Origin of the sequence: Streptomyces sp. NPDC051172 (assembly GCF_040682555.1) — a bacterium.
Taxonomy (GTDB): Bacteria; Actinomycetota; Actinomycetes; order Streptomycetales; family Streptomycetaceae; genus Streptomyces.
In genome coordinates this window covers 1-12,430 of the sequence record NZ_JBFBBE010000037.1, presented here as the reverse complement: position 1 = coordinate 12,430, position 12,430 = coordinate 1, and the positions used below count along the sequence as shown (strand labels likewise).

The 12,430-nt window shown below is 70.3% G+C and carries 14 protein-coding genes; 6 read left to right on the top strand and 8 right to left on the bottom strand.

The genetic code is table 11. The annotated features are described in order from the left end of the window. Position 1: 1 nt before the first annotated feature. From pcaH to AB0N07_RS22715, 4 genes are read right to left on the bottom strand one after another with little or no spacing between them, the layout of a single operon-like run. Entirely contained in the window at positions 2–775 is a 774-nt protein-coding gene (pcaH, locus tag AB0N07_RS22730) for a protocatechuate 3,4-dioxygenase subunit beta (RefSeq protein WP_365837767.1), read from the bottom strand. A gap of 28 nt (positions 776–803) precedes the next feature. Then, on the bottom strand, positions 804–2,006 hold the full coding sequence (locus tag AB0N07_RS22725) for a thiolase family protein (protein ID WP_365837765.1): 1,203 nt from the start codon (positions 2,004–2,006) through the stop codon (positions 804–806). Further along, complete coding sequence (locus AB0N07_RS22720; RefSeq protein WP_365837763.1) at positions 2,003–2,647, bottom strand: CoA transferase subunit B; 645 nt, start codon at positions 2,645–2,647, stop codon at positions 2,003–2,005. Before AB0N07_RS22720 ends, AB0N07_RS22725 begins: the two co-directional genes overlap by 4 nt. After that, positions 2,647–3,402: a CoA transferase subunit A gene (locus tag AB0N07_RS22715; RefSeq protein ID WP_365837761.1), complete on the bottom strand. Its 756-nt coding sequence runs from the start codon at positions 3,400–3,402 to the stop codon at positions 2,647–2,649. Before AB0N07_RS22715 ends, AB0N07_RS22720 begins: the two co-directional genes overlap by 1 nt. 211 nt (positions 3,403–3,613) lie before the next feature. On the opposite strand from AB0N07_RS22715, the gene AB0N07_RS22710 reads away from it, so the two are divergent. After that, positions 3,614–4,078, top strand: a complete 465-nt coding sequence (locus tag AB0N07_RS22710; RefSeq protein ID WP_099932670.1) for a MarR family transcriptional regulator — start codon at positions 3,614–3,616, stop codon at positions 4,076–4,078. Positions 4,079–4,089: 11 nt separating this feature from the next. Here the strand turns inward: AB0N07_RS22710 and AB0N07_RS22705 are convergent, their stop codons facing one another. After that, entirely contained in the window at positions 4,090–5,037 is a 948-nt protein-coding gene (locus AB0N07_RS22705) for a DUF3048 domain-containing protein (protein ID WP_365837886.1), read from the bottom strand. A 262-nt stretch (positions 5,038–5,299) separates the two neighbouring features. Here AB0N07_RS22705 and AB0N07_RS22700 point away from each other — a divergent pair, with 262 nt between their 5' ends. Beyond that, on the top strand, positions 5,300–6,490 hold the full coding sequence (locus tag AB0N07_RS22700; RefSeq protein ID WP_365837758.1) for a zinc-dependent alcohol dehydrogenase: 1,191 nt from the start codon (positions 5,300–5,302) through the stop codon (positions 6,488–6,490). A 25-nt stretch (positions 6,491–6,515) separates the two neighbouring features. On the opposite strand, the gene AB0N07_RS22695 is transcribed toward AB0N07_RS22700, so the two are convergent. Continuing rightward, positions 6,516–7,589 carry an ATP-dependent DNA ligase gene (locus AB0N07_RS22695; protein ID WP_365837756.1) on the bottom strand — a complete coding sequence of 358 codons (1,074 nt, stop codon included), beginning with the start codon at positions 7,587–7,589 and terminating at the stop codon, positions 6,516–6,518. A 74-nt stretch (positions 7,590–7,663) separates the two neighbouring features. On the opposite strand from AB0N07_RS22695, the gene ligD reads away from it, so the two are divergent. Both ligD and AB0N07_RS22685 read left to right on the top strand, forming a co-directional pair. Beyond that, entirely contained in the window at positions 7,664–8,689 is a 1,026-nt protein-coding gene (gene ligD, locus AB0N07_RS22690; protein WP_365837754.1) for a non-homologous end-joining DNA ligase, read from the top strand. A 160-nt stretch (positions 8,690–8,849) separates the two neighbouring features. Further along, the gene (locus tag AB0N07_RS22685; protein ID WP_365837752.1) at positions 8,850–9,887 is read left to right on the top strand and encodes a LacI family DNA-binding transcriptional regulator; all 1,038 of its coding nucleotides are present in this window, start codon (positions 8,850–8,852) and stop codon (positions 9,885–9,887) included. A 62-nt stretch (positions 9,888–9,949) separates the two neighbouring features. Here the strand turns inward: AB0N07_RS22685 and AB0N07_RS22680 are convergent, their stop codons facing one another. After that, entirely contained in the window at positions 9,950–10,291 is a 342-nt protein-coding gene (locus tag AB0N07_RS22680; RefSeq protein WP_365837750.1) for an ArsR family transcriptional regulator, read from the bottom strand. Between the two features lie 132 nt (positions 10,292–10,423). On the opposite strand from AB0N07_RS22680, the gene AB0N07_RS22675 reads away from it, so the two are divergent. Further along, a complete protein-coding gene (locus AB0N07_RS22675; RefSeq protein ID WP_365837748.1) occupies positions 10,424–11,104 on the top strand; it encodes an ANTAR domain-containing protein in 681 nt (226 codons plus the stop codon). Between the two features lie 21 nt (positions 11,105–11,125). Here AB0N07_RS22675 and AB0N07_RS22670 read toward each other — a convergent pair whose 3' ends face one another. After that, positions 11,126–11,911: a VOC family protein gene (locus AB0N07_RS22670; protein WP_365837746.1), complete on the bottom strand. Its 786-nt coding sequence runs from the start codon at positions 11,909–11,911 to the stop codon at positions 11,126–11,128. 215 nt (positions 11,912–12,126) lie between these two features. Between AB0N07_RS22670 and AB0N07_RS22665 the strand changes: the two genes are divergently transcribed. Next, entirely contained in the window at positions 12,127–12,378 is a 252-nt protein-coding gene (locus tag AB0N07_RS22665) for a WhiB family transcriptional regulator (RefSeq protein WP_365837744.1), read from the top strand. Positions 12,379–12,430: the final 52 nt, after the last annotated feature.

Genomic DNA, 12,430 nt, shown 5'->3' with positions numbered 1-12,430 from the left:
GTCAGCGTCCTTCTTCGATCCAGGTGGCGTGCGGCCCGTCCAGCACGATGTCCCAGTGGTAACCCATCGAGAACTCCGGCACGGACAGGTTGTGGTCGTATGTGGCGACCAGCCGCTGCCGGGCCGCGTCGTCGGTCACCGACTGGATGATCGGGTCGTACGGGAACAGCGGGTCGCTCGGGAAGTACATCTGCGTCACGAGCCGCTGTGTGAACGCCGTGCCGAAGAGCGAGAAGTGGATGTGCGCCGGCCGCCAGGCGTTGAGGTGCTGACGCCACGGGTACGGGCCCGGCTGCACGGTGGTGAAGTGGTACTGCCCGTCGTCGTCGGTCAGTGTGCGGCCGACGCCGGTGAAGTTCGGGTCCAGCGGGGCGTCGTGCTGCTCGCGCTGGTGGGCGTAGCGGCCGGCCGAGTTGGCCTGCCAGATCTCGATGAGCTGACCGCGGATCGGACGCCCGTCCCGGTCGAGCAGCCGCCCGGAGACGGTGATGCGCTCGCCGATCGGTTCGCCGGTGTGCTGCCGGGTGAGGTCGTTGTCGATCTCGGTGATGTCGCGCTCGCCGAAGGCAGGGGAGGAGAGTTCCACCAGCTCCGGGTCCTTCGTCACGTCGATGGTGATCGGCGGCTGCTCGGGGTGCCGCAGGACGGACGAGCGGTACGGCGCGTAGTCGCGTCGCGGCTGGTGCTCCACGGGCGCCCCGTCGGCGATCCGCTTCTCGTACGCGGCGTGCTCGGCCGCGATCTCCTGGTCGATGTCCTGCTGGGTGAGAGTCATGGGGGTCCCTGGGGCTTCCTGGGTGTTCTTAACGTTCGAGGACGAGGGCGAGGCCCTGGCCGACGCCGATGCAGAGGGTGGCGACGCCGGTTCCGGAGCCGCGGCGGGCGAGCTGGTGCGCGACGGTGCCGGCGAGCCGGGCACCGGAGGCACCGAGCGGGTGACCGAGGGCGATGGCGCCGCCCTGCGGGTTGAGGATCGCGGGATCGAACTCGGGCCATTCGGCGACGCAGCCCAGCACCTGGGCGGCGAACGCCTCGTTCAGCTCCAGCACGGACAGGTCCGCGAAGGCCTTGCCCGCCTTGGCCAGGGCCCGGTTGACCGCCTCGACCGGGGCGAGGCCGAAGTAGTGCGGGTCGACGGCGTTGACGCCGGTCGCCGAGACACGGGCCAGCGGCTCGCGGCCGACCGCTTCCAGGCCCTCCTCGTCGACCAGCAGCAGGGCGGCGGCGCCGTCGTTCAGGGGCGAGGCGTTGCCTGCGGTGACCGTGCCGCCGTCCTTGCGGAAGGACGGCTTCAGCTTGGCCATCGCGGCAAGGGAGGCGTCCGGCCGGACGCACTCGTCGACGGCGAAGGCGACCGGGTCGCCCTTGCGCTGCGGGATGGAGACGGGCGCCGACTCGGCGTCGAACAGGCCCTGTTGCTGGGCGGCGGCGGCCTTGCGGTGACTGGCCAGGGCGAACTCGTCCTGCTGCTCACGGCTGATCTTGTGCTTGTCGGCGATCAGTTCGGCCGACTCGCCGAGCGGAATGGTCCACTGCGGGTCCATCTGCGGGTTGACCATGCGCCAGCCGAGCGTGGTGGAGTACAGCTCGGTGTGGGCGGCGGGGAAGGGCTTGTCGTTCTTGGGCAGCACGTACGGGGCGCGGGTCATCGACTCCACGCCTCCGGCCACGGCGATGTGGGCGTCGCCGACCGCGATGGCGCGGGCCGCCTGGATGACCGCTTCCAGGCCGGAGGCGCACAGCCGGTTGACGGTCACCCCGGGCACGGAGGTCGGCAGCCCGGCCAGCAGCGCGGCCATGCGGGCGACGTTGCGGTTCTCCTCGCCCGCCCCGTTCGCGTTGCCGAAGTAGACGTCCTCGATCCGGGATGGATCCAACTGCGGTGTCCGAGCGAGGAGTTCACGGATCGCGTGGGCGGCCAGGTCGTCCGGGCGGACGGAGGCGAGGCCGCCGTTGTAGCGGCCGATCGGGGTGCGCACCGCATCGACGATGTAAACCGAGTTCACAGCAGCTCCTCCGCAACGGTCAGCTTGGCGCCGGTCCGGGCGACGGCGTCGTCGACGCTCACTCCGGGGGCCACCTCGGTCAACACGAGTCCGTCCGGTGTCACGTCGATCACGCCGAGATCGGTGATGACACGGTCCACACACGCCTTGCCGGTCAACGGCAGCGCACACTCCTCAAGGATCTTCGCCGAGCCGTCCTTGGCGGTGTGGGTCATCACCACGATCACCGTGCGGGCCCCGTGCACCAGGTCCATCGCCCCGCCGATCCCGGTGATCAGTTTCCCGGGGATCGCCCAGTTCGCCAGGTCACCACGGGCGGAGACCTGCATCGCGCCCAGCACCGCGACATCGATGTGCCCGCCCCGGATCATCGAGAACGACAGTGCCGAATCGAAGAAGGACGCCCCCGGCAGGACGGTCACGGTCTCCTTGCCGGCGTTGATCAGATCCGGGTCGACGGCGTCCTCGGTGGGGTAGGGGCCGGTGCCGAGGATCCCGTTCTCCGACTCCAGCACCACCTCCACTCCCGCCGGGAGGTGGTTCGGGATCAGTGTCGGCAGTCCGATGCCGAGATTGACGTACTGCCCGTCCTCCAGCTCGCGCGCGGCCCGCGCGGCCATCTGCTCGCGTGTCCAGGCCATCAGCTGCTCACCGTCCGCTGCTCGATCTTCTTGTCCCGTGCCTGCTCCGGCGTCAGGGCGACCACCCGCTGCACGAAGATCCCCGGCAGATGCACCGCGTCCGGATCGATCCTGCCGGGCTCCACCAGCTCCTCCACCTCGGCGATCGTGACCCGCCCGGCCATCGCGGCGAGGGGGTTGAAGTTGCGGGTGGACTTGTTGAACACCAGGTTCCCGTGCCGATCGCCCTTCGCCGCCCGTACCAGCGCGAAGTCGGTGCGGATGCCCCGCTCCAGCACGTACTCGGTGCCGTCGAACTCCCGCACCTCCTTCGGCGGCGAGGCCAGCGCGACCCCGCCCTGGCCGTCGTAGCGCCAGGGCAGTCCTCCGTCGGCGACCTGTGTGCCGACCCCGGCCGGGGTGTAGAAGGCCGGGATTCCGGCCCCGCCCGCCCGCAGCCGCTCCGCCAGCGTGCCCTGCGGGATCAGCTCCACCTCCAGCTCTCCGGCCAGGTACTGCCGCGCGAACTCCTTGTTCGCCCCGATGTAGGAGCCGGTCACCCGCGCGATCCGCCCCGCCGCGAGCAGCACCGCAAGCCCCGTCTCCATCGCCCCGCAGTTGTTGGAGACCACGCTCAGCCCGGACACACCCCGCTCGTGCAACGCGCCGATCAGCACGTTCGGCACACCGCTCAGCCCGAACCCGCCCACCGCGAGCGACGCACCCTCCGGCACATCCGCCACCGCCTCAGCGGCCGTGGCGACCACCTTGTCCATCCGCGAAGCCCCATCCCGTCAGAGCGCCCGGTCACGAATTAATCAGGGCACTGAGTATTTCAGTGAAGTTTCCTTCACGCTGCCACCGGAGCCGCCGGACGTCAAGACCCTCAAGAACAGCAAGGTCAGTAGCGAAATGCGGCTCTGCAGACAGTCGACTACACGACGAGTATCGTTCAGTGCACCAACGAATTCGACCTCGGGAGCGCACATGGCCGCGGTGGACCTCACCACCCACCCCGGGCACCTGGCCCGGCGGCTGCAGCAGGCCCACTACCTGCTGTGGAACACGATGGTCTCGGAGGAGATCACCTCGCCGCAGTTCGCGGTCCTCAACGCGCTCGTCGCCGAGCCGGGCCTGGACCAGCGCACGGTGGGGGAGCGGGTGGGCCTCGACCGGTCGACGATCGCCGAGGTGATCAGCCGGCTCGGGCGCCGCGGGCTGCTCGACAAGGTGCGTGATCCGCAGGACGGCCGCCGTTTCCTGCTGCGCCTGACCGACGACGGTGTGCGCACCCACCGCAAGCTGACGGTGCGCACGGCCCGGATGAACCAGGTCTTCCTGGCCCCGCTCTCCGCCGAGGAGCAGTCGGTGTTCTTCGATCTCATCCGGCGGGTCGCCGATGCGGCCGAGGGGCTCCGCAACCCGGCGGAACCCCTCGTGGCACAGGGCTGAGCGCTCCGGACCTAGCGTGGTGCCTTCGTCAGTACCACCCATACCTGGCCCTTCGCGAAGGCGACCGGCCTGCCGTCCTTCGTCGTGAACTGTGTGCCGTCGGTGGCCTTCCTGCGCTGCCAGTTGACGTCGTAGACGCGTCCGTCGCGCAGGACCTGCGCCTTCCCGGAGCCGACCGTCTCGGTGTACGGCGTGTTGTTGCCGAGGCGGTCGTGGAAGGCGGACTGCCGCACCTTCACGTACTGCACGACGACCGTCGCCGGCGCCACCCGCCTTCCGCCGGTCGCCGTGGTGGGTCTGCCGTCCATCGCGACCAGGTAGCGGTGCAGGCCCGCGGACCAGGCGAAGGTGAAGCCGGCGGCCGGGAAGCGGATCGTGCGGGTGTTCTCCGGTCTGCCGCCGGCCGGTGCGGCGCCGTAGCGGAAACCGGTGGTCAGCGCCTTCGCACCCGGTGGCGACGGCATCAGGCGGGCGGGGTGCAGGTAGAGGTTGTCCGGCGCGGGTCTGTCGGTGCCGCGGAAGTAGGCTCCGGGCGCCTTTTCGGGCGGCTCCGCCCGCAGGGGCGCGCTGTTGATCAGCGGCAGCAGCTTGTGCTGCGCCCCGGAGAAGGCGAGCGTCGGACGGTGGAACTGGCGCAGCAGCTCCAGATCCGACTCGCGGGCACTGCGCACCGGCCCGACGACCTTCGGCAGTGTGCTCGCGTAGACCGCCATCAGGCGGCTCAGCCCGCCCTCGACCTGTTCCGCGTACACGACGTCCGCCGAGTCGAGTCCCGTCTGGGGCCGGGCCTCGGGCGCGTTGTCGATCTTCACGGCCAGTACGGGGGCGCCGCCGGTGGTCTCCTTCGGCTGCCTGGGGGCCTGCGTCCGGCCGCGCCCGTCCTGCGCCGGGCCGTGCTGATCCGTACAGCCTGCCGCCAGCGCGGCCGTCGCCGTGGCGGCCAGCAGCGCCACTGTCATCGAGGCGCGTCGCGGACGCGCCCGCCGTCCCGTGCTCACCGTGGCATCACATCCCGTGTCATTGATTGTGTGCTTATACGTTCACTTATGCCCATACCCGCTTGGTTCTGATCGCGCGCGTTCGATACGCCCATTGGCCCTGACCCGCTCCGGGCCCTGTTTCCGGCCGTGCTCCCGATCCCGCTTCGGGAAGCGGCGGGGCGGGTACCCGGGCGGCACCGCAGGAGCAGACAGACCTGTGCGATGGAGGGAGCGCCACGCGATGAAGGCTGTGACCTGGCAGGGGAAGCGGGACGTACGAGTGGAGGAGATGCCCGATCCGGGGATCCAGGAGCCGACCGATGCCGTCATCCGCATCACCTCGACGGGGCTGTGCGGCTCCGATCTGCATCTGTACGAGGTACTCACGCCGTTCATGACACCGGGCGACATCCTCGGACACGAACCGATGGGCATCGTCGAGGAGGTCGGGGCCGCGGTGCCGGACCTCGCGGTGGGCGACCGGGTGGTGGTGCCGTTCCAGATCGCGTGCGGCAACTGCTGGATGTGTCTGACGGGGCTGCCGACGCAGTGCGAGACCACACAGGTGACCGGCGAGGGCATGGGCGCCGCTCTCTTCGGCTACACCCGCCTGTACGGCGCGGTGCCGGGCGCCCAGGCCGAGTACCTGCGGGTGCCGCAGGCGCAGTACGGGCCGATCAAGGTCCCGGAAGGTCCGCCCGACGACCGTTTCGTCTATCTCTCCGACGTCCTGCCCACCGCCTGGCAGGCAGTGGAGTACGCGGGGATCCCGGAGGGCGGCAGCGTCGCCGTACTCGGTCTCGGGCCGATCGGTGACATGGCCTGCCGTGTCGCCCAAGTGCGCGGCGCCGGGCGGGTGTTCGGGGTGGACCTGGTGAGCGAGCGGCTGCGCCGGGCGAAGGCTCGCGGCGTGGAGACCTACGACCTGCGGAGCTTCGACAGCGAGAAGGAGCTCGTCCAGGCGATCCGCGACGAGACCGACGGGCGCGGCCCCGACGCCGTGATCGACGCGGTCGGCACCGAGGCCCACGGCAGCGCGGCCGCACGGCTGGCCCAGCAGGCCTCGGCGCTGCTGCCCCGCAAGATCGCGGGCCCGCTCGCCGAACGCTTCAGCATCGACCGCCTCGCCGCTCTGCACACCGCCATCGAACTGGTCCGCCGCGGCGGCACGCTTTCCCTCGTCGGCGTCTACGGCGGCACGGCCGATCCGATGCCGCTGCTCACCATGTTCGACAAGCAGCTCCAGATCCGCATGGGCCAGGCCAACGTACGCCGCTGGAGCGACGAGATCCTCCCGTACCTGACGGACGAGGACCCCCTCGGCGTCGACGACTTCGCCACCCACCGGCTGCCGCTGGCGGACGCGCCGCACGCGTACGAGATGTTCCAGCGCAAGCAGGACGGAGCGGTCAAGGTGCTGATGACACCGTAGGGGCGTGCCACCCGGGCAGCGCCGGTCAGGCGCCCCCGGCCCCGAAGACCTCCGCCAGGTCGTACCGCACCGGTTCCTCCAGCTGGGCGTAGGTGCAGCTCTCCGGGGTGCGGTCCGGGCGCCAGCGGCGGAAGCGTGCCGTGTGCCTGAAGCGCGCCCCGTTCTCCATGTGGTCGTACGCCACCTCGGCCACCCGCTCCGGTCTCAACGGCACCCAGGACAGGTCCTTCTTGCCCGACCAGCGGCTCGGGGCGCCGGGCAGCCGGGCCGTCTCGTGCGCCGTCTCGTCCGACCAGGCCGCCCAGGGGTGCCCCGCTGAGTCCTCCATCCGCAAGGGCTCCAGTTCCTCGATCAGCTCCGCGCGCCGCTTCATCGGGAACGCCGCCGACACGCCCACGTGCTGCAGGGTGCCCCGGTCGTCGTAGAGGCCGAGCAGCAGTGAGCCCACGATCGGGCCGCTCTTGTGGAGGCGGTAGCCCGCGACGACGACGTCCGCGGTGCGCTCGTGCTTGATCTTGTACATGGCGCGCTCGTCCTGGAGGTAGCGGCCGGTGAGCGGCTTGGCGACGACTCCGTCCAGGCCCGCCCCCTCGTACTGCTCGAACCAGCTCTGCGCCACGTCGATGTCGGTGGTGGCCGGCGCGAGGTGGACCGGCGCGGTGACGTCGGCAAGTGCCCGCTCCAGCAGCGCCCGCCGGTCGGTCAGCTGCACGTCCAGCAGCGATTCGTCCGCCAGGGCGAGCAGGTCGAAGACCACGAACGACGCCGGAGTCTTCTCCGCGAGCATCCGCACCCGGGAGTCCGCCGGGTGGATACGTTCGGTGAGCGCGTCGAAGTCCAGCCGCCCCTCCCGGGCGATGACGATCTCTCCGTCCAGCACGCACCGCTCGGGCACCCGCTCCTTCACCGCGGCCACCAGCTCGGGAAAGTACCTGGTCAGCGGCTTGCCGGTACGGCTGCCGAGCTCGACCTCGGTCCCGTCACGGAACACGATCGCCCGGAAGCCGTCCCACTTCGCCTCGTAGTGCATGCCCGGCGGAATCCTCGCCACCGACTTGGCGAGCATCGGCTTCACGGGCGGCATCACCGGCAGATCCATGGTTCCGATTCTGCTCGCATACGATGCTTGTCGCCCGGTATGCGAGGTTTACGAGCTACGCCTACCGTGGCCGCATGGGTGAAGCGGTGGAACTGGAAGCGGGCGGCCGCACCGTCCGCCTGTCCAGCCCGGACAAGATCTTCTTCCCGGAGCGCGGTTTCACCAAGCTGGACCTCGCCCGGTACTACGTCGCGGTCGGCCCCGGCATTCTGCGTGCCCTGCGCGACCGGCCCACCACCCTGGAGCGCTACCCGGAGGGGGTGACCGGCGAGAACTTCTTCCAGAAACGGGCGCCCAAGAACATGCCCGACTGGATCCCGACCGCCCACATCACCTTCCCCAGCGGCCGCAGCGCCGACGAGATGTGCCCCACCGAGGAGGCCGCCGTCCTGTGGGCCGCCCAGTACGGCACGCTCACCTTCCATCCCTGGCCGGTGCGCCGCGACGACGTCGACCGCCCCGACGAACTCCGCATCGACCTCGACCCGCAGCCCGGCACCGACTACGACGACGCCGTCCGCGCCGCCCACGAACTGCGCGTCGTCCTCGACGAGTTCGGCGGGCTCAAGGGCTTCCCGAAGACCTCCGGTGGCCGTGGACTGCACGTCTTCGTGCCGATCGAGCCGCGCTGGACCTTCACCCAGGTACGCCGCGCCGCCATCGCCGTGGGCCGGGAGATGGAACGCCGGATGCCGGACCACGTGACGATCAAGTGGTGGAAGGAGGAGCGGGGCGAGAAGATCTTCATCGACTACAACCAGACCGCCCGCGACCGCACCATCGCCTCCGCCTATTCCGTACGACCTCGCCCGCACGCCCCCGTCTCGGCGCCCCTGAGGTGGGACGAGGTGGGCGTCGCGCACCCGCGGGACTTCGACATCGCGACCATGCCCGCACGCTTCGCCGAACTCGGCGATGTGCACGCGGACATGGACCACCGGCGCTTCTCGCTGGAGGGCCTGCTCGAACTCGCCCGCCGCGACGAGCACGACCACGGGCTGGGTGATCTGCCGTACCCGCCCGAGTACCCCAAGATGCCGGGGGAGCCCAAGCGGGTACAGCCGAGCCGGGCGAAGAAGCAGCCGCCTACAACTCCTTGATCCGGATGTCCCGGTGGGACACGACATCGGTCCTGCTGTGCGCGGCGCGGAGAAGACCTGGCCCTCACGACGGGTCCCGATGATCCGAGAGCGCTCTCACGGCGCCGCCCGCCCGGAGCTATCCTGATCGGCAACCGCCGAGCAGGAGCAGGAGCCCGAAGTGACCGACACAGCGCCGCGCCCCACGCTGGAGGCCGTGGCCGCCCGGGCGGGCGTGTCCCGGGCGACCGCCTCACGCGTGGTGAACGGCGGCGACGGGGTCAGGGAACCCCTGGTGGCACGGGTCCGGCGGGCGGTGGAGGAACTCGGATACGTGCCCAACCAGGCTGCCCGCAGCCTGGTGACCAAACGGCACGACGCCGTGGCCGTGGTCATTGCCGAGCCGGAGACCCGCGTCTTCGCCGACCCCTTCTTCGCGCTGCAACTGAGGGGAATCAGCAAGGAGTTGACGGCCCACGACAACCAGCTCGTGCTGCTGCTCACCGAGGGCCGCGACGACCACGCCCGCGTCGGCCGCTACCTGGCCGGCGGTCATGTCGACGGCGCCCTCGTCTTCTCCCTGCACCTCGACGATCCGCTGCCCGGGCTGATCCGGCATGCGGGTGTGCCAACGGTGTTCGGCGGGCGGCCCGGCTGGAGCGACGGCCGCAGCGGGGTGGTCTACGTCGACAGCGACAACCGCGGCGGTGCTCGTGAGGCCGTACGCCATCTCGCCGGCCTCGGCCGTACCCGGATCGCACACATCACCGGGCCCCTCGACCAGACGTCCGCGGCGGACCGGCTCGACGGCTTCCGGGACGTCATGGTCGACGCCGATCCCAGGCTCATCGTCGAGAGCGACTTCACTCCGGCCGGCGGTGAGCGGGCGATGAGTGAACTCCTCGAGCGCCGCCCCGATCTGGACGCGGTGTTCGCCGCCAACGACCTCACCGCGGCGGGTGCGCTGCGCGTGCTGCGTGAGCGCGGGCGGCGAGTGCCCGAGGATGTCGCCGTGATCGGCTTCGACGACATGCTGCCGGTCGCCGAGCAGACCGACCCGCCGCTGACGACGGTCCGTCAGGACATCGAGGAGATGGGCCGGCTGATGGCCCGACTGCTGCTGCGCCGTCTCGGTCCCCGCCCCGCCGACCAGGGCGTGGCAGACGCACCGTCCAGCGTGGTCCTGCCGACGACACTCGTGCGACGGGCCTCGGCGTAGCCGGGCGGCTCGGCCTGGATCGCCGGGGCAGGCGCAGAGCGCCGTGAACGCCTTTGGTGCGGTCAGGCCCTGGCGTGGCGCCGTGTGTCGTCGGCGGAGCGGACTTCCTCGGCTCGCACGAGCAGGGAGAGCAGTGCTGCGACGGTCAGTCCGGCCTCGGCGGGATGGCGCAGGACCTTGCTGGGATCGATGCGGTAGGTGTTGGTCCGTCCCTCCCGGGTGTGGGAGAGATAGCCGGCATGTTCGAGGTCGGAAATGATCTTCTGAACGGCGCGTTCGGTGAGGCGGCAGTGTGCGGCGATGTCACGGATCCGGGCGCTGTGATCGTCGGCGATGGCTGCCAGTACGCGCGCATGATTCGTGACGAACGTCCATCCAGTGTGTGGCTCGGGCACTCCATCCATGTTCCAACTGTAGCGACTCACTGTTCGCGTATTCAAAAGCACGTACTAGATTTCACGTATTTCTTGACGTGTGCGGGGGAACAGGGAAACCTTGGGAGCGGAGACGGACGAGCACTCGAGGGAGAGAAGGCCATGTCGGAGCCTGCGCAGTCCGCGCAGACATGCCTGGTGACGATCGACGTCGTGCCGGACGGCGATCGCATGAACGTCCGGGTGCGCGGTGAGCTCGACCACGGCGGCCGACAGCTCGAAAACGGCCTGACCGAGGCCCTGGACGGTTCGGCGAGCGGTATCGACCTGGACCTGAGCGCCATCGGTTTCTGCGACTGCTCCGGCCTCAACCTTCTGCTCGGTCTGCGGCGGAAGGCTCTCGACGAGGGCAAGACGATCACCATCAGTTCCAGCAGCCCTTCGGTCGACCGGCTGCTGGAGCTGACCGGCGCCCGGGAGCTGTTCGCGCTCCCCGGCTCCGACGATGCCGGGAGCACCGAGCCGGATGCTGCCGGTGGCGGTCCGACGGCGCCGGAGGCGGTCGATCAAGAGCTGCGCAAGGAGGTCGCCGAGCTGCGACGGGCGATGCAGACGCGGCCGTCCATAGACCTGGCCCGCGGCATCCTGATGGCCTCCTTCAGCCTGAGCCCCGAGGTGGCGTGGACCGTGCTCGTCAGCGCCTCCCAGAACACCAACACCAAGCTGCACGTCCTGGCCCAGGACCTGGTCGGCACCGTTCAGGGCACGCCGCTGCCCGAGGAGGTGCAGCACCAGCTGGCGGCCGCGGTCGCCCAGGCGCGTGCGGCCGTCCCGCTGGCATGACCGTCCGGTGTCCTCGTCACCTCACGTCTGCGGCGCTGCGCTCTTGATCACCGCGAAGCGGGCGCCGTAGGGGTCTGCGAGTTTGGCGAAGCGGCCCACGCCCTCGATGTCCGTGGCGGCAACGCGCACCTCGCCGCCCAGTTCCTGTGCCCTGACGAGCATGGCGTCCGTGTCGGCGACCTCGAAGTACGGCAGCCAGTAGGCGCGGTCCTCCGACGGGTCGTCGGCGAGCGGGACGATGCCGCCGAACATGGAGTCCTCACCGCCCCCGGCGGGATTGACGGTGGTGTACGTGCCACCGGGGAAGTCCACCGCAGCCGTCTCCAGGCCCAACGTCTCGTGGTAGAACCAGGCGGCCGCGGCGATGTCCGGGGTGTACAGCTCGACCCATGACAGCGCGCCCGCCTCGTTCGCCACGTCGAGGCCCTTGGTCCGGCCCGGCTGCCAGATGCCGAACGGCACGCCCGCCTTGTCGGCCAGGATCGCCATGTGCCCCTCGCCCATCACGTCCATGGGCTGCATCAGCACACTGCCGTGTGCCTGCTCGGCCGCCTTGGCGGTGGCCTCGGCGTTCCCGCTCTGGAAGTACACGGTCCAAGTCGGCGGCCCCTGCTCGGGCGTGGTCTGCACACCGCCCGCCGCGGTCTTCCCGTCCAGCTGGAAGAAGCCGTATCCGCCGGCGTCCGGCCCCGCCGACTGGAACCGCCAGCCGAACAGGCCGCCGTAGAAGGAGATGGCGCCGTCGATGTCGGAGGTGCCGACGTCGAGCCAGTTGGGAGCGCCGTTGACGAAACGGGTGGTGAGCATCTTCGCCCTCCTCGGAAGGGTCCCGTTCTCTGCACTGCCGAGTCTTGCACCGCCCACTGACAATCGCTGCCGGAGCCCTCTTTCCACCGGCTTCCGCGCGCCGCCGTGCGCCGCGGTGGGTCCGGGCGCCACCATCAGGGTGGCCGGGGGCCGCGCCGGGCGGCGTTGATGACGCGTTGATCGAACGTTTTTCGGCCCCCGGCACGATCTCGTCCATGCACATCGACACCATCACCCCGGCCGACTTCGCCTGGCAGGCCCAGGCTCAGGCGCTGTGCGCACAGACGGGGGCGGACTTCTTCTTTCCGGAGCCGGGCAGCTCGGTGCGTGAGGCGAAGCGCATCTGCGGCATGTGCGAGATCCGCCCGGCCTGCCTCGAGTACGCCCTGCAGAACGACGAACGCTTCGGCGTCTGGGGCGGCCTGTCGGAGAAGGAACGCCTCGAACTCAGGCGGACGACACGCTGAAGCGGGCGGGTAGCGCGGGGGTTCCGGCCCCGTCCCGGCCCCCAGGCGGGCC